This is a genomic window from Ruegeria sp. R8_1 (assembly GCF_017743815.1).
In the GTDB taxonomy this organism is placed as follows: Bacteria; Pseudomonadota; Alphaproteobacteria; order Rhodobacterales; family Rhodobacteraceae; genus Ruegeria; species Ruegeria lacuscaerulensis_A.
The window spans coordinates 38,011-60,830 of the sequence record NZ_JAGHRL010000010.1 but is presented as its reverse complement, the minus strand read 5'-3'; the positions used below and the strand labels follow the sequence as shown (position 1 = coordinate 60,830).

Here is a 22,820-nt window from a genome sequence, read left to right as displayed (position 1 = left end):
GAGTTGCTGCTGGCTAGGAGAGAGGCTGGGGCATCCGAGAAACGGCCGGAGGATAACTATGTCATTGCTGCGAACGAAACCCCATCCGACAAACTCGTTTGGCTTTAAAGTTTTGTTCTTGCGAGAAAATACAGACTGGCGGGCGAAACTTGGTCCGAGCCGGATCAGCTTACGCACTAATCCTCGCACCACATATAACCCGCAAGAAAGCAGGTAAACTGGAAGGAAATCTATGCAGTTCGATTACGTCATAGTAGGTGGCGGCTCCGCCGGGTCGGTTCTTGCCGCACGCCTCAGCGAAGATCCGAAAGTTTCGGTTTGCCTGCTCGAAGCCGGCGGGGGTGGCAACGATATATTCGTACGTATGCCTATGGCAGTCGCAGCCATGGTCCCAAGCAAGCCGATAAAGATCAACAACTGGAGCTTTGAAACGGTCGAACAACCCGGCTTGAACGGGCGCAAGGGCTATCAGCCGCGCGGGAAGTGTCTGGGCGGGTCCAGTGCGATCAATGCCATGCTTTATGTCCGCGGCCAGCGCGAGGATTATGATGCTTGGGCCGATCTGGGCTGCGAAGGATGGGATTGGGACAGTGTGTTGCCCTATTTCCGAAAAGCCGAAAACAATGAACACGGCGAAGACGACATGCATGGCGGCAGCGGACCGCTGCAGGTGTGTGACCAGAAATCCATCCATGTTTTATCTGAAGCCTTTGTTGATGCCGCCACGCAGTTGCAACATCGCAGAACTCGCGACTTCAACACGGGCGACAACGAAGGGGTTGGATTTTATCAGGTCACACAGTTCTTTGACGAAGACAAAAACGGTGAACGCTGCTCGGCGGCTGCAGGCTACGTGTTTCCCAATGCCGACAGACCCAACCTTACGATTGTGACCCGCGCTCGTGCACGTCGCGTCACCTTTGAGGGGAAACGTGCCACAGGCGTGATTTATCAACACAAAGGCCAGGACATTGCGGTTACCGCAAAACATGAAGTCTTACTTTGCGGGGGGGCTTTTCAGTCGCCGCAACTATTGCAACTGTCAGGGATCGGTAATGGTGCAGATCTGTCCAAGTTGGGCATTCAGGTCAGACATGATCTACCGGGCGTCGGCCAGAATTTGCAGGACCACCTGGACTTTATTCTTGGCTACAAGACCAATCGGCACGACAACCTTGGGATCAGTTTGAGAGGCGGTATCCACATCGTCCGCGAAATCCTGCGGTGGCGCAAAGACGGAGTTTCTCTTGCCGCGTCACCCGTTGCCGAAGCTGGCGCATTCTTAAAGACCGATCCGGCGCTGGACCGGCCGGATATTCAGTTTCACTTTGTGCCAGCCTTACTCGACGACCACGGGCGCAAACAACATCTGGGACACGGCTACAGCTGTCACGTCTGCCAAGTACGACCGTACAGCCGCGGCTCGGTCTTTTTGCAAAGCACGAACGAGCTGGCTGCACCGGGTATTGATCCAGCTTTCCTGTCCGATCCTCGCGACATAAAAGTCATGGTCAAAGGCGCGAAGATGATGCGCGACGTCCTTGAGACCAAAACTATGACCCAACACCGCAAAAAAGAAATGTTTGGATCTGATAAATTGAGGACTGATGAGGATTGGGAAAACCACATCCGGTCTCGCGCAGACTCAATCTATCACCCCGTCGGCACGTGTAAAATGGGCGTAGATGAGATGTCGGTCGTAGACCCTGAACTACGCGTGCACGGGATTCAGGGGTTACGTGTAGTTGACGCTTCGGTCATGCCCAATCTGGTGTCCGGGAACACTAACGCCCCTACGATTATGATCGCCGAGCGCGCCTCGGATCTGATTAAGGCTGCCCGCGCAGCCTGATATCTGAGTCCAAAAAGCACTGGTCGAAACGCGGACCAGTGCCGGAACTCACTCGTGCATAATTCTAACGCTGAACCGAGACTTTCACGTCATAGGCCGTCTTGAATATCTCGGGCATTCGTGTGGGGCGACCGGTGCTCAGTTTGGTGCATACGTAGTGGGATTTTGCCCGCAGGATCGTTTTCATGTCTTGCAGCCGGATCACTTGAAAAGACCGGCTGGCGCGCAACCGTTGGTCGTTGGCAGAGATCCAGTTGTAAACAACGATCTCATCTCCCAGAAAAGCAGACGCGATATAGTCGATTTCGTGACGCGCGGCCGCCATGCCGCGGTCTAGCTCCAGGCAGGCACGTTCACCCAAGCCCACGGCCCGTGTGTGCTCCCATACTGTCGCGTCCAGCCACTTCAAATAAACGGCATTGTTAACGTGGTTAAAGCCATCGAGATCGTCTTTCGTTACGACAAAGCGTTTCCAAAACGCATCAGGACAATCGGACAAGGTCGACAGGTCTTGGTCGTGACGGGCATTCATGAAATAGCCTTTGCGTTCAAATAGGGTTCCAGACTTTTGTGGTAGAACACGTCAGGAAACAAGACCCAGAACCCGATAGTTTTGATACTTCTTAGCTAAGCAGCTACACGATGCCTTTACCCAGTCAAAACGCAGGTTACATCTCGATCACGCGCTGCAATTGCGCATAGCGATCGCCCAGTTGATGGTCGATCATTACCAAACGTTTGGCATAATGTGATCCCGGGTATTCCCATGTCATTCCGATACCCCCATGCAACTGAATGCTTTCTTCGGCGATCATGGTGCCTGCACGTCCAATGAGGTTTTTCGCCATGGCGACGTATTTTTCAGCTTGATCGGTTTCCAGCTTACTGGCAGCCAGAACAGTGATCGACCGACACTGTTCGATCTCGATTGCCATATCTACAGCGCGATGCTGCAACGCCTGAAAGCTGGCGATTGGGCGGCCGAACTGATTTCGCTGTTTCAAGTATTCCACAGTCATGTCTACGAGAACCTGCATAACGCCAACCGCCTCGGCACAGAGTGCCAGACGGCCCGCATCCAAACTCGCTTTGATACTCTGGGTTGCGTCTTCGACCAGACAGATGGCCGGAGTATTCTCCAAAATCAACTCGCCTGCACCGCCACCGTCAATCATGGCATAGTCGGTGGTCTCGGGCGTCTCGACCAGAAACAGCCCGATTTCCGCATCGATACGCGCTGCCACCAATACGCCGTCTGCACCGGGCAAGCCGTATACCACCGATTTTCGACCGTTCAGAACCCAGCCGTCACCGGACTTGTCAGCACTTGCCCGGATCAAAGAAAGACTATCAGCATCCGGCTCGAACACCGCAAAGGCGAACCTTCTGGTGCCCATGATCATCTCATCAACCAACGTCTGCGCCCCGCAATCGGCAGCGACACGCGCGCTCATCAACGCGGCCAGCATCGGCTCGGGGCATAGGCCCCGTCCCAGTTCCTCGAAAACGGTGGCTATATCGAAACCAGTACCACCGAAACCGCCTTTGTCTTGGGCCACAAAAGCGGCGATCAGGCCCAGTTCGGACAATTCCTCCCATTTCGCAGCAGAATGGTACGGTGCGGACGCAGTCGCCGCGGCCCGGACTTTGAAATCATATTGGTCCGCCAAATAGCGGCGCACAGTATCGGACAGCATCTGGCGGTCTTCGGTCAGGTTGAAATCCATGGGTCAGCCTCCGAAAAGGTCTTTGGCGATGATGTTGCGCTGAATTTCGTTTGACCCGCCAAAGATCGACAGCTTGCGGTTATTGAAGTAACTGGCTGCAGCACGCGCTGCTTCTTCGGGCACGGACAGCACGTTTTCTGGCAACTCATCTGCAGGGAATGGGGCCGCCGCAGACCCAAGCGCTGAACGGGTCAGGCTTAGAATTCGTTGGCGGATCACGGTTCCCTTGATCTTGAGCATCGAGCTTTGTGTTCCGGATGCAGCACCTTCTTTGGCCGCCGACAGCATACGCAGGTTCATAATTCTCAGCGCCTCGAGGTCGATTTCGACCTCGGTCATTTCCGCCGCAAACAACGGATCCTGACACAATGGCCTGCCCCCCCGAACAAGGGTTTGGGACAACATTTTCAGCTTATCAAGGTCGCGGGTGGAAAACCCGACACCCGCAATATTTGTCCGCTCATGTGTCAAAAGGTATTTGGCGATGGTCCAACCTTTGTTTTCCTGACCGACCAGATTGGTCACGGGCACATGCACGTCGGTAAAGAACACCTCATTCACCTCGTATCCGCCTTCCAACAATCGGATCGGGCGCAGCTCAACCCCCGGTGTGTCCATATCGACCAGAACGAAGCTGATACCCTCCTGAGGCTTCCCTTCATTCGACGTCCGCACGAGGCAGAAAATCTTGTTGGCATACTGCCCCAGCGTCGTCCATGTTTTCTGCCCGTTGATTACATAGGCGTCACCTTCCCGCACAGCGCGGGTCTTGAGGCTTGCAAGGTCCGAGCCCGCGCCGGGCTCGGAATAGCCCTGACACCACCAATCTGAGCCATCCAGAATACGCGGTAAAATTTCAGCCTTTTGGGCTTCGGTTCCGAACTTGATCAGAACCGGCCCTAACATGTTCAGGCCGAAGGGAACCGTACGAGGGGCATTGGCCAGAGCGCATTCTTCTTCGAAAATATGGCGCTCGACCGCACCCCAACCGGTGCCGCCATATTCCGAAGGCCACGTCGCGGCCAACCAGCCTTTTGTGTTCAGCTTCGCATGCCAATCTTCCATATCCGCCTTGCTTAAAGCTGCAGAATTACGGTTTTTTCGGACAAGATCATCAGACAGGTTATCGTCCAGAAACGCCCGTACCTCGGCACGAAAAGCTTCTTCTTCCGGGGTAAAACTCAGGTCCATGTTCACGCCCCTTTGTTAAGATCGCCGAAGGTTTTACCCGCTTCGGCCAGTTCGCGCAGCAGGTCTGGAACCTGCCAGTAGTAAGGGTCTTCTCGCGCGTATGTCTCAATGCGTTGCACCAGAACATCCAGCCCCGTCATATCGGCATATTGCAGAGGTCCGCCCCATACGCGCGGAAAGCCGTAACCGAATAGAAATACAGCATCTACATCAATGGGACGCAGGGCTATTTTGTCCTCAACAACCCGAGCGGCTTCAGACACCATCGCCGCCATATATCGGTCAACGATTTCCTGATTGGTAAAGCTGCGCCGGGTGATCCCTTTGGCATCACGTTCAGCCTGCGCAAATTCGGCCACCGCTGGGTTAGCGCTGCGGGCTTTGCCGTCGTACAAGTAGAACCCTTTGCCTGTCTTGCGTCCGAACCAACCCTGTTCGCAAATGCGGTCGGCAATTTCGACATATCGTTCCTGCGCCGGACGGACGGCAGCTTTGCGTTTACGCGTGGCCCATCCAATATCCAAACCGGCAAGATCCGAGACGGCGAAAGGTCCCATCGCGAAACCGAACTCTTCCAACGCTGTGTCGATTTGATCAAACGGCGCCCCATCAAGATGCATGTATGACGTTGATTTCAGGTAATGCGCCAGAATTCGGTTTCCGATAAACCCGTCACACACCTCGGCCCGAACCCCAATCTTTCGGAGTTTCTTCGCAAGTCTGAAACAGGTGGCGACCGTCTCGGGCGCGGTTTCTTTACCAATCACAACTTCAAGCAATCGCATGACATGAGCAGGTGAGAAAAAGTGCAAACCGATGACATTCTGAGGCCGCTTGGTCCTTGATGCGATTTCATTGACATCAAGATAGGAGGTATTGGTGGCAAGGATGGCACCGTGTTTGCAAACCTCATCAAGTTTTCCGAAAACCTCCTGCTTGACCTCCATGGATTCAAAAACGGCCTCGATCACAACGTCCGCATCTGCCAGCGCGGCCATATCCGTGGTACATGTCAATGCGACCAAGGCCGTGTCCCTTTGCGCCTCGGTCAGTTTGCCGCGCTGGACGGCACCGGCAAGATTTTTGGTGATCGTATTGCAAGCGAAATCCACACGATCCTTTTCCATCTCAACCAGCGTAACGGGCATCCCGGCCAGAAGCATCGCCGTAGCAATGCCCGAGCCCATGGTACCACCCCCAATCACCCCGCCCGAGGTCAGCTCTCGTGCTTCGGCCTTGGCCTCGGGAATATGGGCAACTGCCCTTTCCGCGAAGAAGGCATGCTTCAGCCCTTTATGTGCGTTGCTACCCATCGCTTCCACGAAAAGCTCACGTTCAATCTTTAGGCCCTCGGCGAGCGGTAGGTTACTTGCTTCAGCAGCCTTTAAGGCGCGTTCAGCGACCTCACCGGTGATCTTGGCGCGAAAGGCGTCGATTTCATTAGCGCTGAGGCGGTTGTCCTGATCGGCAGTTACGCGGGTTTTCAGGGTGCCGTTCAACACCTTTTGCCCTGCAGCCAACGCTACCGCTTCGGGATCACCCTCTTGCAGATCATCCAGCAACCCTGCATCCAGCGCGACGTTTGCCGATACCGGTTTACCAGAGGTGATCATTGTCAGCGCTGTTTGCCCATCAACCAGGCGCGGCAGGCGTTGCGTTCCGCCCGCACCGGGCAACAGGCCGAGGTTAACTTCCGGTAGACCCAGTCGAAGACCCTTTATGCCGACCCGCGCGTGACAACTAAGCGCGATCTCAAGCCCTCCACCCAGTGTTGTTCCATGCAGAACGCAAACAATAGGCTTGGCGCTGGCTTCCAGTATCTCACACACTTCGGGTAAACCCGGCTGCTTCGGCGGCTGGCCGAACTCGCGAATATCGGCACCGGCGACAAAAGTCCGCCCCGCAGCATAAAGAACTATAACGCGAACGGTTTCGTCCCCGGCCAGATCACGGACTGCGTTCACCAGCCCGATACGCACACTATACCCCGCCGCGTTGACCGGCGGATTGTCGATTTTTACGAGCGCTAGGCCATTTTCTTTGCGTGTTTCAACTGACGCCATGGGTTCCTCCTGATTTCACTCGCATACGCCCAAAGCCTCCGTTGCCTTAGGTGCTGTCATCGCGAGCTGTCAGCCCTAAACTTCTGCTGCATTCTGTCAGCACCCACAAAACAAGTTTTGGAGTTTCGGCACCAGAGGGTTTCTCGTCAGTCACTGATTTAAGAAATGCAGAGCAGCGTGGCCAAAGGCACGAAAGAACCCGTGTTAATCGTGATCGGATTCAATACACCTTCAGTAGCTCCAGCGATAGCTGAAGCAGAGTAAGCAATTTTATCCGCGCAAAGCGCCTTGGGATAGTCCGGAAAAAGGGCCTATAATCGTCCGATGTCATCCTTTTGCGGGCCAGTCAAAGAAGGGCCCGCAAACGTGAATCGGCTTCAAAAGCGCCAGCGTGCGCCCAAGACGACTGTGGACAGGTCATCAAACTCATCGGATGAGTCGTCATAGGCATAATCCTGGTACGAGAAGTAAGCTTCCATATTGTACTGGTCGATTTTTTGGACGACACCAATGCCCCAGACCTCAGAATCCGAACCATCCGCGTTAAAATCTGAGCCGTCCCAGTAATGAAGCCCGACACCGGTTTTGCCAAAGTTGAACCAGTCGCCCTCGTAGCCGATTTTGAGATAGTAAAAACTGGGATCTGCCGAGGCATCATCGTCCACATCCCTCTCACCGATGGCGACCGCGAAGCTTAAGCCATTATCCAACAGAACCGAGGCCGATCCAACAACGTCCTCACGCTTTTCGCTTTCACTGCCGCCTGAACCGCTGTTGCCGGATCCACGTACCTGATAGGCCAGTCCGGCGGCAACTTCGACACCGTTGGCAAACGTGTTTCGATAATAGGCTGCAAAGTCATAATAGTCGCGGTCATCGTTGAAATCTTCTTCCAACACGTTCTGGCCATAAGCCAGACTGAACGAAAACCCATTAAACGACGGCGTGTCATAGCGCACCCGTGTCCGCCGCGCGCCATCAAAGTTATCGGTTGTTCCCGAGACCGTCGGCCCGCTCAGAATGCCGCCATCGTCACGGAACAGGAAGGATGCGTTTGAATCCGCGGTGAACGAATACAAGACCAGAGCAACCAGCGACAAATCCTGTTCGGCGACACCGTCAGCGGCCATGCTGCCCTGCCCGGCCGAGAAAGTGCCCCAGTCTCCCTCTAGGGACAAATCTACATGTCGAATGTCTTCGCGTGTCCAGCCGCTGAAGTCGTTGCCGTTCTGATCCGTTTCGGTCGAGTTTGGCAAACCCAGCGCAGTTTCAAAGCGGAACCGGAACGTGTTGGCGCCATAGGGTTGTTCGAGCCGCAGTCCAACACGGCTGTTGGAGGCGTCGAAGTCGCGAACATTGGTTTCGGTCTCTTCTCCGTCATCAACCGATATGATAGCGGGGTTCAACTGTCCATACAGCACAACAAAACCGCCCGAGTTGTTGTCGTACTTTAACTCGGCCGTGGCCGGCAGTGCAAAACCCAGAGCCAGAACGGCAGCCGAAGATATCAATCTGGTTTTCTGTTTCATCTGTCATTCCCTCATTTTTAAATATTGCAACGCGCCCGATCACCTCTGCGTTTGTTGTCCGGTCAGTGTCAGAAAAAGGTGCGCAGCGGATGTGCAGATATGTCTTGTCTGAATTGCGGCTCCTCCGTGTTTCAATGAAACACCGTGCCTGCTTCAGAACTCCACTCGTTGCCGAAGCCCCAGAGTTCCTGATACAGGCAACAGCTTAAATGCCGTGGCCCATTGCGCTGCTCCTGTGGGAATTTCCTCAGAGTCCCAACGGGCGACCGCACGTTATATGCCTTCAAGTATTTACGTATTATGTTTTTTAGTTTCGTTTTGAGATAAGCTAACCCAAGCGCTTCCGGTGTGTCACGTGATTTTTCGACACGCCACGTCTGAGAAAATCGGACTTTGAAAACAAGCTACCGCTCGCCATGACCAGACATGCCCCCGAGCTAGGCAACCGGGGGTTTTCGTGGCCCGCTTTTTCCGTGTAAACGCAAGACATGATCAGGAAGAATCCCGTTGGGACGCACATACTATTGGACCATCATGGCGGGTCGAGGCTTACGGACGCCTCGTATCTAGAGAGCGCCCTGAAATCTGCGGCCCACGCTGCAGGGGCGACAATCCTTTCAAGCAGCTTTCACACTTTCGGTGGCCATGGCGGCATCACGGGCGTTCTGTTACTGGCCGAGTCTCACATCTCGATTCACACATGGCCCGAGAAATCGTATGCCGCGATCGACATTTTTATGTGCGGGGGCACCTGTCCCGAACGCGCCGTGGACTGCCTTGCAGAATTGCTGCACCCCGTGAGTGTGGACATCACTCGTATTCACCGAGGTGCCTTAACGGAACCAGAAATCCCACCCGTCCAAATAGTAGCCGACCAAAGCATGTGACTGCAGCGTATTCGGATCAGCCGCGATACGCGCGGTATCGGCTCCGAATACCTGCGTTGCACGCCAAACACCTTCATCAAGATATCGCAACCCCCGCGGCAACAAGATCTTTCGGCCTGACACAGGCTCTGGCGAAGCCAACACAAACCCCCACTCACCGAAACTGGGCACATAGCTGTGATAGGGCAAAACACTTAGCCCCTGCCCAGGTCGCTGAGGATTCCGGCTGGACTCGATCGTTCCAACAACGGACCAAAACGCCTGTCGTGCAAAAAAAGGTGAACCGGCTTGTGTCACAAAAATTCCTTGCGCACTTAGGCGTTCAACCAGAATGGAATAGAATTGCCTAGTATACAGGCGCGACAAACTTATGGATTTCGGATCGGGCAAATCGACTATGATCACATCGTAAATCTTGTGATCCTGTTCCAGGAATTTCCACGCATCATTATTTACGATCGTTACGCGAGGATCACTTAAAGCAAAATCGTTCAAACTCGATAATGCTGGATGGTCGCGGAACAACTCGGTGACTCGTGGATCAAGGTCCACCAAAGTGACATTGTGAGCATCTGGGTAGCGGAGCACCTCTCTGACGGCCATTCCATCCCCCCCGCCCAGAACCAGCACCTGAGCCCTGCGCGGTGCCAAAGCCATTGCAGGATGCACCAAAGGTTCGTGATACCGATGTTCGTCAAGGCTGTCGAATTGGATTGAGTGGTCCAGAAACAGCCGCACTCTGTCTCGATACCGCGTAACAGTAACCTGTTGATATGGGGTGTTTTCCGACAGGACTATGTCATCTTCAAACAACTCAGCCTCGGTTATGGAGACCAGCCGTTCGGATTCCCATAGGCCCGCAACCGTTGCCAGCATGGCCAACGTCCAGACTGTGACTTGCCTGCGGGTCGCCAGCTCCCGAAACACCAGCAACGACAGCCCCGCCACCGCAAGATTTAACGCGCCGAATGCAAGACTTGCGGACATCAATCCCAAATGCGGAATAACCAATAACGGAAATGCCAGTGAGGCCACCAAAGCCCCCACGTAATCCACGCTCAACACGTTTTCGAAACGGAACTTTAGCGCCCCGATCTCTTCCAATACACGCGCGATCAAGGGCAATTCCATGCCCGACAAGATTCCGATAGCAACCAGTGCCGCGTACAAAGGCAAGGCCACCTGACCTATCCACGCGTAGTTCAGGAACAGAACCGGGGCCATGAAGCCACCGACAATGCCCAACAGAATTTGCGCCCAAACAAACCCCGAAAAAGCATGAGTAACAAAGCGCGACAGCCACGCGCCAACCCCCATTGCCGACAGGAAAATCCCGATAACCAGCGAGAACTGGCGCACCGAGTCGCCCAGCAGATAACTGGAAAGAGTTGCGGCAATCAGCTCGTAGATCAGGCCAGCCACGGCCACCAGAAAGGTGGCCGCCAGCAACCAAACCGCCCGTGCCTGAACCGCCGGAGCGGGTGTCATGACACGATGACAGCTGCGATGATAATTGAGACGGCCACGAATAGCAGACCGATCAGAATTGCCAGCGCAATGTTCTGGTCCTTCTCGATCTCTCGCACGATGGAAAACGGCGTCAGCCAGTCGATCACTTTCCAGACACCCCACATCAGCGAGACACCAAGAACAGTGTAGAAGATGGTGCTTACAATCTCGGCGATCTGAATCGCTGCCAGATATTCCATTGGTTTTCCCTTATTTTACACGACCTGTTCGATAATATCCGCCGCCACTGCTACCGACGCGAACCGAAGTATCCAAATCGCGGCTCTCGGCGCCATAGCCGTGCCATGCGACGTAACCCACTGAAGCGATTGCGGTGGTTGAAATGACAACAAAAATAGCTCGGAACAGGTTCACGTTAATCCTCATCCACCCAATCGGTTCCGGACCAACGGGCGCGCTGGTGCAGCCACTTACGTCCGAATTGCAACAAGAACAACAATCCGAAGCCTCCGGCCAACGCAAGCGTCCACAAGCCGCTGGACAGACCGGAACGCACATTGATCGTGAGTTTGTTGAAAGGATAACTCGGAACCGAGGATGCCCCCTGCCCGGTCCAGACCCCTTGGTCGGGCACGTCCACTGTTAGTGTGTAATCGCCTGTACGTTCTGGCCGAAACGACAGGTTGGCGCGTCTTGATCCTTCGCTCCATGATCCGTCGGCGTCGCGGCCCGAATAATACTCGATGGTCCGGCCTGCGAAGAAAACAGGCGTGTCGTCTGGATCCAGCAATTCCAGATCCAGATACGCCCAACTGTTGCGAACATCGGCCGAAAAAGAAATACGCGTAAGCTGACTGTCGGCTTCCAGCGGGAACGTGATTTCTGCGGGAAAATCCGCCCGCGTCAGGACATGCGCGTCCAGCACGTCTTCTCCCGTGCGGCTGGCAAAAACAAAGGACATGACAAGGCAGATGATCGCAAACACGCACGAGGCAACCAGTACAAAGCCATAGTTCGGTCCGGCAACAAATGGCTCTAGCGGGTGAACGCGAAAAGGTTTCTGATCAAGCTGAACATCGAATGCGTCTTCGACTGTTTTTCTGGGGACGTAAATCGAACGGTAGCTCTCGCGTTCAGAGCCAGTCGTAGAAAATCCCAGCATCGCCGCATCAGACATCGCTGAGATGGTTGTGGTTTGCTCGCCTATTTCTGGCCGCCACGTGAATTCACCTTCGACATAGGTGATCGAGCTTGTCGTCGTTTCGAAATAGACAAACCGCTCTCCATTTACGCGGACAATCGGCGGATATTCTGATATTTCCACTGCCCGCTCAGATATCCATCCCGGCCCACGGTGGCGTCGGGTAAACACCAAATGGCCAGCTTCCAGCGTTAGCCACGCATACCCATGTGTGGGTGAATAAAGCTGGTGATCAATCCAGGTGTAAAACCGCCCGCCCCACCGTTCTGAGTGCTCGATCATCCCGATAATGGTGAATTCGACCCCATAAAGCGCGCCGGTCATCCCGATCGAAAACGGTGTCTTGGGACGCGTAAGTCCCTTGAACTGCCTGAGAGTTCTGTAGTTGTCCTGCGCATCCAGTTCGCTACCGCAATAAGGGCAGATTTGTACCACGACACGACCGCCACCCAACACGTCCAGTCCCGCGCCGCAGCTCGTGCAGTTGATCGACAGTATCTCGGGGTTTCTGGTCATTACTGGCGCCCGACCTGTATGTCGAAAGGATCGTACCAGCGACCATAGAACCAAGCGGCGGACTGACCCCAAAATTCACCGGACAGCAACGCTTCGTCACCGGCAGACGCGTTTACGAATTGATAGGTTTCTCCCACGTTCAGGGCTTCGTCGAACTGCCCGCGCAACGCGATACACTCGGCACTTTCCACTTCTGTCACCGTAAACGTCGCCGAGTCGAAGTATAGTGTTTCGCCGGGCTTGAAGGGCGGTTGGTTCTTTGGTGCGTCGTCCGCCTGCAAACGGGTTTGCCGCACGACGTCACCCTCGTCGACCGAAATCCAGCAGGTTTCTCCGGCTTCATCCACACCGCAGAACTCATCCCAAAACCCGCGGCCGTAAGAATATCGGGCGTGACCTAGAATTCGGGTCGAAGTCCGGCCCATCACCACCCGATCGCCAACCCCGAATAAGAGTGGTGCATCATGCATCACGCCCTGGTCACCCGCGACCGAGGCCGTTTCATCGTTCAGCATCAGCGTGGTTCCGCAGGACGGACACACAACGACCTTAATCAACGTCAATGAAATCGGGCAGTCCGTCCCGCAATTCGGACAGTTCAAATTCTCCATACCGTCAAGTTGCTTATGGGTTGCCAAAGCGCAAGAACAGTTTGACAGAGCAAGATGCCGAGTGTTGCTTTTTGATCAGGTCAAGAAAGCAGAGCCGGAATTCTGCTCCAAAATCTGCTGCACCAAAGGATTCACAAACCGCCGTCGTAGAGTGACCGCATAGAACGTTTCCTTGATCCGGGGATGCTCTTTGGCCTCTTTCAATCGGCCCGAAGTCAGTTCGTCTGTCACAACGATAGGCGCCACGAGTGCAAGGCCAATATCCTCGCGCGCGAGCAGTCGCATCATCGCCATATCATCCACCTCGGCGGCGATTTGAGGACGGACCGATAACCGGCTGGCCAGCGCGTCAAAGGCCGTTCGAAGGCTGCTGTCGGTCGTCGGCAGAATAAATGGCTGTTTATGCAACAACTCGCGCAAAGGTGCATCAGACTGCAACCGCCCCGGAGTGCCCACAATGCTTACCTCTTGCTCACCGATCGAGTGAATTTCGAAAGGGGTCAGACTGTCATCAGGGGGGGGCCTGTTCATCAAGGCAAGGTCCAGATTGTGCGCCTCTAACCCCTCTAACAATTCGGTCGGGCTGCCCGATCTCAGGATCACCTCCACATCCATACGAGACAAGATGGGCCTTAAAAACCCAATCTGAAAGTTGCGTGACAGGGTCGCCAGCGACCCCACCCTAAGTGCCTTTCGGTTCTGAACTGTTCCTTCCATCGTGGCCACAAGCTCTTGCCCCGTGGCGAAAATCGCGTCTGCATGGTCCAGTGCGATGCGACCGGCCTCGGTCAATTGCAACTGTCGACCGCGGCGTTCAAACAAGGCGTGACCCAGACGTTCTTCCAGTTGTTTGATTTGCACAGAAAGAGCCGACTGAGACAGATTCAGACGCTGCGCCGTGCGGGTCAGGTTACCGTCATGCGCAACGGCCCAAAAATATCGGAGATGATGATAGTTCAATGGCATATTGTTCTATTTATTAGAACGTAACTTTGCAAACAATGAATTTTTATTGTCATAAATTCTGTCCTATCTGCCGCAAAAGGCCCTTTGGCCGCGACACAGAAGGAAATGGACTATGGCTTACGTTTTTTTGCCGCTTCTTGGCCCGCTCACCTTACTTGGGGCAGCATGGTTTGCGTCGCGGCAACCGGGAAAACGGCCGGGAAACATAGCAGGACTGACTGAAGTTGCCGCATTCGCGGCCTTTGTTTCCTCGATCCTCGCAACCATATTTTTGGTGATAAAGGGGCCCGGCACATCGGCATTGATCGGGATGTCCGGCGTCGGCCTCTCGGTTCACCTGGATGCGGTGAGTTCCGTGATGCTGTTGCTAGTCAGCTTCATCGGCTGGATCGTGATCCGCTATTCCAGGACGTACATGGATGGCGAAGACAACCAAGGTGCTTTCGCTGGCTGGATGTCGGTCACACTAGCGTCGGTTCTTCTATTGGTCATGTCCGGCAATCTTGTGCAGTTCTTTCTGGCTTGGGTCGCGACCAGCCTGGCATTGAACAAATTGCTGCTGTTCTATCCGGAACGCGCCACCGCGCAGCGCGCAGCACGTAAAAAAGCCCTCGTTGCACGGCTAAGCGAGGCGACCTTGGCATTGGCTTTTGTGCTGATCGTTGTCGCCACCGGGACCACAGACATAAAAACGATCCTTTCGGTCGCAGAACCGAATTGGCTGACGATGTCCGCTGCCTTTCTGATTGCCGTGTCTGCTGTCCTGGCTTCGGCGCAGTTCCCGCTGCATGGATGGCTGACCGAGGTTATGGAGGCCCCAACGCCCGTTTCGGCCCTGCTGCATGCAGGCGTCATCAATGCTGGCGGTCTGCTGCTAATACGTTTCGCCGACGTAATGTTGCTTGCGCCGGGTGTGATGGCGTTGTTGGTCATGTTGGGAGGGTTCACTGCCTTGTTCGGCGGGTTGGTGATGCTGACTCAACCAGCAGTAAAGACGTCGCTTGCGTGGTCGACCATTGCCCAAATGGGCTTCATGGTCATGCAATGTGGCTTGGCGCTGTTCCCGCTGGCATTGCTGCACATTGTGGCCCATTCGCTGTATAAGGCACATGCGTTCCTCAGTGCTGGCGAAGCAGTGCGAAACGTCGCGGCAATTCGCCGCCCCGGGCCGATTGCCGTCCCAAGCGCGCGTAACGTGTTGTTGTCTTTTGTGATCGCGATAGCAATCTACGCACTTGTTGGCATGGTCGTTGGGTTTGACGGAAAATCGGTTCAGGCCATTGCACTGGGAGTCATCCTGATTTTCGGCGTTGCTTATCTGTTGGCCCAAGGGTTTGCTGATGCTGCCCCACGGGCGTTGATGCAACGCACTGTCGCCTATGCTCTGATCACTTCGGTCAGCTATTTCGCCCTGCAGGTCATCGCACAGAAACTGACTTCGGGAACCCTGCCAGCTACTCCGGCCCCCGGCCCGCTTGAATGGGCTTTGATTATCCTCGCATTGATCAGCTTTGGCTGTGTTGCCGTGGCACAGGCGACATTCCCGTTATGGGCCGCGCACCCAGCAGCGGCAGGGCCACGGGTTCACCTGACCAATGGTCTCTATGCAAATGCAGTTTTCGATAAGGTGCTGGACGGTTGGTCCAAGCGTTCGATCGTGTGAAAGGAACGTTCCTCATGTTTGCGAAACTTGAAACCTACCCCGCCCCTTTGTTGGAACTTGTGACCGAGGCCAACGACGCCTCCAAAGCGATCCCGCCGCTATTCCCGCTTTCCTCTAGCGTTGCGGTGAACCCCTTTCTTGGCCAGATTGATGAGCCACTTTCTGTCACCGCGGCACGCCTTGCACGGGTTGCCGGCACACGGATCACCCCTGCTCGCGAATACTGGAAAGCAAAATATGAGGGCGACGAGATCTCGCAAGAAGATGTGTGCGCCGCTGTGTCGGCTGTAGAAGGGCAATTTAACGCACCAAGCCTGCAAGACGTACTGAACGCATTAGACACACCTCAGGACACGCCGCAGCCACTGGCAACCGTCGCCGAACTTGCTGCCGATGTTTCTGGTATTGATTGGCCTGGCTTGATCGAAGATCGCATCGGCGCCTGGGCTGCGGGTCATTTTGATCAGGGTCAGGCGCTCTGGCAGCAAGCCGATACAGGCGGCGTATTCCAGTCGTGGCGGGAATTCGCCACGCGTGACCTGACGCCTGAAATCCACGGTTTGAAAGGCTTTTGCGCCTTTGTCACTCGAACCAACAGGTCGCATTGGCGCGCCATAGGACGGGCGTCCGAACGGTTGGGCGTCGACACTGAGGCCGCCAAAACGACGTTCCATCGCTGGTTGATAACCTTGGGCGGTTGGGCTCAGTACGGCCGGTATCATTTGTGGCAAGCCGAATTGGACGGACGCCCAGACAGCACTGTCGCTGAGTTGCTGGCCGTTCGCATGGTGTTTGATGAGGCGCTATTTGACCTTTACCAAGACCAAATCGCCGCCCGTTGGGCCGAGGTCGTGGCCAAGCACCGCACACCCGTCACGCCGTCCAAATCCGAGGTGATCGACGCTGTCCTGCAGGATGCAGCTGAACGCGCACAACAACGCGCTTTGGCGATTGAACTGAAAAAAAGCGAACCCGTTGCCTCCAATGGACGCCCTGACATACAGGCAGCGTTCTGCATCGACGTCCGCTCTGAGGTTTTCCGCAGGGCGCTGGAAGCGCAGGACGCCAAAATCGAAACCATCGGCTTTGCCGGGTTCTTCGGTTTGGCCAGCGCACACAAGGCCGCAGGGTCGGACGTGACCGAGTTCAGGGGTCCGGTTCTATTGAAAGCCGGGGCAACCTCGGAAGCTGTTGAACCTGTCAAAGCGGACCTGAACCGCCGCTACGCAGCGCGGGCTAAACGCGCGTGGGGCCGGTTTAAGTTAGCCGCCGTGTCATCCTTTGCCTTTGTCGAGGCCACCGGCCCGGTCTATGCCGGTAAACTTGTGCGGGATTCGCTTGGTCTGGGTGACAAGGCCAAACCGGAACCGGCGCCCAGACTTGACCCTTCCCTAAGCTTTGAAACGCGCGTCAGTATGGCCAAGTCTGTTTTGTCGGCTATGTCGCTGACCCATAACTTCGCACGAATTGTCATGTTGGCAGGCCATGGGGCCGACGTCACAAACAACCCCCATGAAAGCGCATTGCAATGTGGGGCCTGTGGTGGCTACGCCGGAGATGTGAACGCTCGCCTTTTGGCTGGGCTGTTGAACGATCCCGACATACGAAGCGATCTTCAGGTTCACGGGATAGATATACCCGAAGACACCGTGTTCTTACCTGCGTTGCATCACACGACGACTGATATGGTCACTTTGTTCGAACAGGATTTACCATCAGGCACCGCAGCGGCAGAGATTGCGCAGCTCAAAACCTGGTTGAATGCTGCAGGGGATCTGTCCCGCGCAGAACGCGCGCAACGCCTGCCGCGTGCAAACGAGTCTGCAGCAGTTCTGCGTCGTGCACGTGATTGGGCTGAAACGCGGCCCGAATGGGGTCTTGCCGGGTGTCGTGCGTTTGTCGCCGCTCCACGTGACCGGACCAATGGCGCGGACTTGTCCGGGCGGGCATTTCTGCACAACTACAACTGGCGACAGGATGATGGGTTTGGCGTCCTTGAACTGATCATGACAGCTCCGGTTGTCGTGGCCAGCTGGATCAGTTTGCAATATTACGGTTCGACCGTTGCGCCCGACTTGTTCGGTGGAGGCAACAAGCTTCTGCACAATGTGGTTGGCGGGATAGGCGTGCTGGAAGGCAATAACGGCGCCCCCAGGCCGGGCTTGCCATGGCAGTCCGTGCATGATGGCAACGGATTCCAGCATGATCCTTTGCGCTTGACGGTGGTCATCGAAGCCCCTCGCGAAGCGATGTCAAACATCCTGGCACGTCACCCTGACGTCAAAGCGCTTTTTGACAATGGGTGGCTTCATCTGATCGCCATGGATGACAGTGGACAACTGGCTTGGAGATACGACGGCGACCTTGAGTGGTCCCCAATCCGCGAAATTCCAGACACCTCGGGCGCAATCGCAGCAGAATAAGAACAGAGCAGCAAGGCACAGTAATTTTGGCGGCTAGGTCTAATTGAACTTGGACTTAGCTAGCCTGTCTATTTTGCTTGGCTTGCAACAAGACAACGAGGACAAAGAGGCTAAATATCCAGAGCACTCTTGGCCAGTCTCTGCCGGTTTCCCCTCTTATTTGCATTGTTTCCCTTGCACCTTGCCCGCTTAAGGTTTCTGGTGCGGGTAAATATTTGCAAGAGGTTCCAATGCCCCAAACATCCGACACCAACCGTCGTATCGTTCTTGCTGAACGCCCTGTTGGTCAGCCCGACGAAAACACGCTTCGGCTTGAAACCACAGATATCCCGTCACCGGGCGCTGATGAGATGCTGGTGCGAACGGTCTTTATGTCGCTCGACCCCTACATGCGCGGCCGCATGAACGACGCAAAGTCCTATGCCGAGCCCGTCGAAATTGGCGGCGTCATGACCGCTCAGGTTGTGGCCCAAGTGCTCGAGTCGAACCTGGATGGGTACGAGGTCGGTGACTATGTCTTGAATATGAGCGGCTGGCAGGACTACGCGATTTCGAACGGAGAGCAGGTGGTCAATCTGGGCAAAACACCAGACAATCCATCCTGGGCTTTGGGTATTTTGGGAATGCCCGGCTACACGGCCTATGCAGGTTTATTAAAAATTGGCGAGCCCAAGCCCGGTGAAACCGTCGTTGTTGCAGCGGCTGCGGGACCGGTCGGGGCAACTGTGGGACAGATCGCCAAGCTTAAAGGATGTCGCGTCGTCGGCATCGCAGGCGGGCCGGAAAAATGTGCGCATGTTGTCCAGAACCTTGGCTTTGACGCCTGTATAGACCACAGATCCGACGATATGGCAGCTCAACTGCGCGATGCATGCCCAGATGGGATCGACGTCTATTTCGAGAATGTTGGCGGTAAGGTGCTTTATGCAGTTCTGCCGTTGCTAAACCCGTTTGCACGGGTCCCTGTCTGCGGAATCGTAGCGTGGTACAACCTGCCCGGTTTGCCGGAAGGGCCGGATATGGGCCCTGCGATCTTGGGCACCTTGCTGCGGATGAAAGTCAAAATGCAGGGGTTCATCATTTTCGACAATTTCGGCCCCGAGGTTTATCAGGAATTTGTCCGGGACATGGCAGGCTGGCTTAAGGACGGCTCGGTATCGTACAAAGAACACGTAGTGGATGGGCTGGAAAACGCGCCAGCAGCCTTCAATCAACTACTCGCTGGGGGTAATTTCGGCAAAATGGTTGTGAAAGTCGGCTGATTGGCATTCGAAAGCAGGCGTTGCGCCTTTGATGCGCAACGCCAGTAAACATTCGGCGAATTGTCGGCCGATCGCCGTTTTGGCCGCTCACGTTTCCGCCAGTCGATATGGCGTCAACCTAACAGATGCGTGAGTTTTCTGGCGTTTAGCAAAGCAACCTTTGCGCTTGGCAAATTCTCAATCCAATACTGCTTTACCGGTCATTGTTGTGGAGATGTGATGCGGATAAGTGTAGGCATCGCTGTATCTATCCTGGTCGCCCTGTCCATTGGCGTGTCAACTTTTATTGTTCATACGCTTTGGTGGACAACGGCACGGGACAACAGCCGTATGCTGGCTGCTGAAATCAACACTCAGATCGCCAATACCGTCCGGATCGAGGTCGGCGCGACACTCAGCTCGGCCGAAGCAGCCTGGGCCGCAGTGCGCACCATTTTCGTGCAGAATGTCATCGCCACGCGCCAGGCAGACAAGCGAGAATTCGTATTCCTGTCGCAACTACAAGCGCAGCCCAATATCTCGTGGATATTCTTCGGCTGGCCTGATGGTAATTTCTTCGCCTCGCACCGCCTTGGAGATGGCGGCCTTGAGATGGTCGAAATCGATAAGAACATCCGCGATCGGCAGTTGCGAACCGACCAATACATTTTCATTCCAGGTGACATCCAGTTCGAAGAGCGAAAATTCCGGGAAACAGACTATGATCCACGGGACCACGCCTGGTTCAATAACTTTATGAGCCTGAACTCATCGGGATGGATCGAAGCGCGGGATCTGCCAGGAAGTGAAAAAACGGTCTATGCTTATGCCGGTCCCATTGACGTCAACCGCGGGCGACAGGGTGTTCTAGCGGTCGCAATCGAAACCGACCGTTTGTCGCGGTTCCTTGCGACCTTACATCCGGGCGAATTCGGAGCAGCCTATATTCTGGATGCTGATGGCAAGGTGATCGCCGTTCCTGACGCCATGGCAGATGAAACGACACCGGCCCGAATGGGCGAAGGCGAGTTGTACGAGGCCGCCATGATATCGGGCGAACGGCTTTTGGGTGACCCTGCCAAAAATCCTGCCGGCGGGGCAACGACCCGGGTTGTAATAGACGGCGTTCCGTATGCAGTTGCCCTGACCCCGTTGGGATTTTATGGCTGGCGCGTTGCCACCGTAATCCCGGAATCCGCATTCCTGTCTGGGATCGACAAAACTCTGATCAACCTTCTTTATATTCTGATTGGAGTAGTCGTTTTCGCCACCGGGTTAGCCATCTGGCTGGTCCGTAGGGTTGTGGCGAACCCTTTGGCGCGGATCGCTGAAGACCTTAATAAGATCGAACGTTTCGATGTTGAGCGTATTTCACGCAGGCCCTCAAAGCTGTCGGAACTGGCGAACCTGTCTGCGGCAACGGCCAGTATGGCGGCGGGTCTGTCGGCATTCCGAAAATATGTACCAACCGATCTGGTTCGCATGCTGGTTGCCGAAGGCATCAAAACGCAGCCGGGCGGTGATATGAAGCAAATCTCGGTTCTGTTTTGCGATGTGACTGGCTTTACCGGACTTTCTGAGAAACTGGGCCCAGGAATTGTTCAATTGATGGAGCCGTTCTTCACCGCCGCTTCGGCCGCAATTGCAAGGCATGACGGCACTATCGACAAGTTCATGGGCGATGCAGTCATGGCCTTTTGGGGGGCACCACGTCAGGATAAAAACCACGCGGAAAACGCCTGTCGTGCGGCGCTGGATCTTGTCAAAACCGTCGACGCGGCAGGCATCAAGGACAGCCAGGGTATTCCTCTGCGGCTACGGATCGGGGTGAACAGCGGCGAGGCGCTTGTGGGGAACATAGGATCCGAACAGCGCCTGAACTATACGGCGATCGGCGATGTGGTGAATGTCGCAAGCCGACTGGAAGGCGCGAACAAAGTCTACGGCACCCTTATCCTGATCGGCCCAGAGACCCGACGCGAAGCTGGCGATTCTGTAATTGTGCGCGAATTGGATACCCTCACAGTGTTCGGCCGCAGCGAAGAGCTTGTGGTCTATGAACTGATTGCAATGACCGAAGGATATAACCCCTCACGCGATTGGATCGACGCATATGAACGCGGCCTAGCGCTTTATCGCGCCGGGCAATTCGAAAATGCCCTGTCAGAATTTGAAACCGCCGACCAAATCCGCGGCGGGGACCTTGCCTCGCTCGCTATGGCCGACAAAATGCATGAGCTTCTGGCAAGCCCACCTGCTGAGGGATGGAAGCCCGTAACCATCACTGAAAAATCTTAAATAAGTCAGCTGGTTCTACAGAAGCTGCAAAAAACAGCATATTTTCCTTTATTGACTGGTGTTCAATATAAACGAAATACGATAGTCAGAGCGCCAAAAGATTGTAAGGCAGAAAAACAGCCCCGTGTTCGACCTACCTGCGCAGCGCGCGCATCTCTCCGAAAAATATGACCTGACCCCGTCGCCCGAGCTTGCCGCAAGCATGAGCGATATCTACGACCGCATGTCGCGTGTGGTCTCACCAGCGGATTGGGCGATTTATGCGCCATATGTAAAGGCGATCAATGAACTCAAGGTAAACCGCAACGCGGTCATCTTGGGACACAACTACATGACGCCCGAGATCTACCACGGAATTTCCGATTTCGTCGGTGACAGCCTGCAATTGGCGATCAAGGCCACCGAGGTCGAGGCCGAGGTGATCGTTCAATGCGGCGTTCATTTCATGGCCGAAACGTCCAAAATTCTCAGCCCGGAAAAAACGGTTCTGATGCCGGATATGGAGGCAGGGTGCTCTTTGGCGGAATCGATCACCGCCGAAGGCATCGCGGAAATGCGCCGCCGGTATCCCGGTGCACCGGTTGTGTCCTATGTGAACACAACAGCCGAGGTAAAGGCAGCCTCGGACATCTGTTGCACCTCGTCGAATGCAGCACAAATCGTAGCAGCACAGGACAGTGAGACCGTCATCATGACGCCCGACCAGTATCTGGCGCAGAACGTGGCACGCGACGTTCCACAGAAAAACGTCGTGTGGTGGGAGGGCTCGTGCATCGTTCACGAGCAATATTCGGCCAGTGACCTGCGCGACTTTCGCGAATGGAACCCCGGAACTCGCTTGATCGCGCATCCCGAATGCCCGCCGGACGTGGTGGCCGAGGCCGATTTCTCGGGTTCAACCAGCGGCATCATCAAATATGTCACGGACGAAAAGCCAGAGAAAGCGCTGCTGATCACCGAATGTTCGATGGCGTCCAACATCGCGGACGAACTGCCCGAAGTCGAATTTGTCGGCCCATGCAACATGTGCCCCTACATGAAGAAAATCACGCTGGAGAAAGTGCTGTTCGCGCTGGACACAATGACCGGTCAAGTCGACGTCGACGCACAGGTCGCCGAAAAGGCACGTCTTTCGGTTCAGCGTATGATCGACCTGTCGCGCCAGTTGGGCATTTGACACAG

17 protein-coding genes are annotated in these 22,820 nt (G+C 55.1%); 7 read left to right on the top strand and 10 right to left on the bottom strand.

All coding sequences use genetic code 11. The annotated features are described in order from the left end of the window. Positions 1 to 232: 232 nt before the first annotated feature. Positions 233 to 1,852, top strand: a complete 1,620-nt coding sequence (locus tag J7380_RS18965; RefSeq protein WP_209197967.1) for a choline dehydrogenase — start codon at positions 233 to 235, stop codon at positions 1,850 to 1,852. Positions 1,853 to 1,916: 64 nt separating this feature from the next. Here J7380_RS18965 and J7380_RS18960 read toward each other — a convergent pair whose 3' ends face one another. The 5 genes from J7380_RS18960 to J7380_RS18940 all read right to left on the bottom strand — a co-directional run bounded on the left by J7380_RS18960 (position 1,917) and on the right by J7380_RS18940 (position 8,362). Beyond that, positions 1,917 to 2,384: a thioesterase family protein gene (locus J7380_RS18960; protein WP_170356457.1), complete on the bottom strand. Its 468-nt coding sequence runs from the start codon at positions 2,382 to 2,384 to the stop codon at positions 1,917 to 1,919. A 136-nt stretch (positions 2,385 to 2,520) separates the two neighbouring features. Then, on the bottom strand, positions 2,521 to 3,579 hold the full coding sequence (locus tag J7380_RS18955; protein WP_209197965.1) for an acyl-CoA dehydrogenase: 1,059 nt from the start codon (positions 3,577 to 3,579) through the stop codon (positions 2,521 to 2,523). A gap of 3 nt (positions 3,580 to 3,582) precedes the next feature. Further along, positions 3,583 to 4,770 (bottom strand): acyl-CoA dehydrogenase family protein, encoded by a 1,188-nt coding sequence (locus J7380_RS18950; RefSeq protein WP_209197957.1) that lies wholly within the window; start codon positions 4,768 to 4,770, stop codon positions 3,583 to 3,585. Positions 4,771 to 4,772: 2 nt separating this feature from the next. Continuing rightward, complete coding sequence (locus J7380_RS18945; RefSeq protein WP_209197955.1) at positions 4,773 to 6,833, bottom strand: 3-hydroxyacyl-CoA dehydrogenase NAD-binding domain-containing protein; 2,061 nt, start codon at positions 6,831 to 6,833, stop codon at positions 4,773 to 4,775. A 377-nt stretch (positions 6,834 to 7,210) separates the two neighbouring features. Next, positions 7,211 to 8,362: a porin gene (locus tag J7380_RS18940; RefSeq protein ID WP_209197953.1), complete on the bottom strand. Its 1,152-nt coding sequence runs from the start codon at positions 8,360 to 8,362 to the stop codon at positions 7,211 to 7,213. Between the two features lie 488 nt (positions 8,363 to 8,850). Between J7380_RS18940 and speD the strand changes: the two genes are divergently transcribed. Then, positions 8,851 to 9,249 (top strand): adenosylmethionine decarboxylase, encoded by a 399-nt coding sequence (gene speD / locus J7380_RS18935; RefSeq protein WP_209197951.1) that lies wholly within the window; start codon positions 8,851 to 8,853, stop codon positions 9,247 to 9,249. Here speD and J7380_RS18930 read toward each other — a convergent pair. The 5 genes from J7380_RS18930 to J7380_RS18910 all read right to left on the bottom strand — a co-directional run bounded on the left by J7380_RS18930 (position 9,196) and on the right by J7380_RS18910 (position 14,013). Then, positions 9,196 to 10,737: a polyamine aminopropyltransferase gene (locus tag J7380_RS18930; protein ID WP_209197944.1), complete on the bottom strand. Its 1,542-nt coding sequence runs from the start codon at positions 10,735 to 10,737 to the stop codon at positions 9,196 to 9,198. The genes speD and J7380_RS18930 overlap by 54 nt on opposite strands. Continuing rightward, positions 10,734 to 10,958 (bottom strand): DUF350 domain-containing protein, encoded by a 225-nt coding sequence (locus tag J7380_RS18925; protein WP_209197942.1) that lies wholly within the window; start codon positions 10,956 to 10,958, stop codon positions 10,734 to 10,736. The genes J7380_RS18930 and J7380_RS18925 overlap by 4 nt, the downstream gene beginning before the upstream one ends. A gap of 176 nt (positions 10,959 to 11,134) precedes the next feature. After that, positions 11,135 to 12,436 carry a DUF4178 domain-containing protein gene (locus J7380_RS18920; RefSeq protein ID WP_209197940.1) on the bottom strand — a complete coding sequence of 434 codons (1,302 nt, stop codon included), beginning with the start codon at positions 12,434 to 12,436 and terminating at the stop codon, positions 11,135 to 11,137. Next, positions 12,436 to 12,951 carry a DUF4178 domain-containing protein gene (locus J7380_RS18915; RefSeq protein ID WP_247742647.1) on the bottom strand — a complete coding sequence of 172 codons (516 nt, stop codon included), beginning with the start codon at positions 12,949 to 12,951 and terminating at the stop codon, positions 12,436 to 12,438. Before J7380_RS18915 ends, J7380_RS18920 begins: the two co-directional genes overlap by 1 nt. Before the next feature lie 171 nt (positions 12,952 to 13,122). Beyond that, positions 13,123 to 14,013, bottom strand: a complete 891-nt coding sequence (locus J7380_RS18910; RefSeq protein ID WP_209197936.1) for a LysR family transcriptional regulator — start codon at positions 14,011 to 14,013, stop codon at positions 13,123 to 13,125. A gap of 112 nt (positions 14,014 to 14,125) precedes the next feature. Between J7380_RS18910 and J7380_RS18905 the strand changes: the two genes are divergently transcribed. The 5 genes from J7380_RS18905 to nadA all read left to right on the top strand — a co-directional run bounded on the left by J7380_RS18905 (position 14,126) and on the right by nadA (position 22,815). Continuing rightward, the gene (locus J7380_RS18905) at positions 14,126 to 15,676 is read left to right on the top strand and encodes a proton-conducting transporter membrane subunit (protein WP_209197934.1); all 1,551 of its coding nucleotides are present in this window, start codon (positions 14,126 to 14,128) and stop codon (positions 15,674 to 15,676) included. A gap of 14 nt (positions 15,677 to 15,690) precedes the next feature. Beyond that, positions 15,691 to 18,099, top strand: a complete 2,409-nt coding sequence (locus tag J7380_RS18900; RefSeq protein ID WP_209197932.1) for a DUF2309 domain-containing protein — start codon at positions 15,691 to 15,693, stop codon at positions 18,097 to 18,099. Positions 18,100 to 18,329: 230 nt separating this feature from the next. Then, complete coding sequence (locus J7380_RS18895) at positions 18,330 to 19,361, top strand: NADP-dependent oxidoreductase (RefSeq protein WP_209197930.1); 1,032 nt, start codon at positions 18,330 to 18,332, stop codon at positions 19,359 to 19,361. A gap of 219 nt (positions 19,362 to 19,580) precedes the next feature. Further along, positions 19,581 to 21,638, top strand: coding sequence for an adenylate/guanylate cyclase domain-containing protein (locus J7380_RS18890; RefSeq protein WP_209197928.1), 2,058 nt, complete (start codon positions 19,581 to 19,583; stop codon positions 21,636 to 21,638). A 124-nt stretch (positions 21,639 to 21,762) separates the two neighbouring features. After that, complete coding sequence (gene nadA, locus J7380_RS18885) at positions 21,763 to 22,815, top strand: quinolinate synthase NadA (RefSeq protein WP_209197926.1); 1,053 nt, start codon at positions 21,763 to 21,765, stop codon at positions 22,813 to 22,815. Positions 22,816 to 22,820 lie beyond the last annotated feature (5 nt).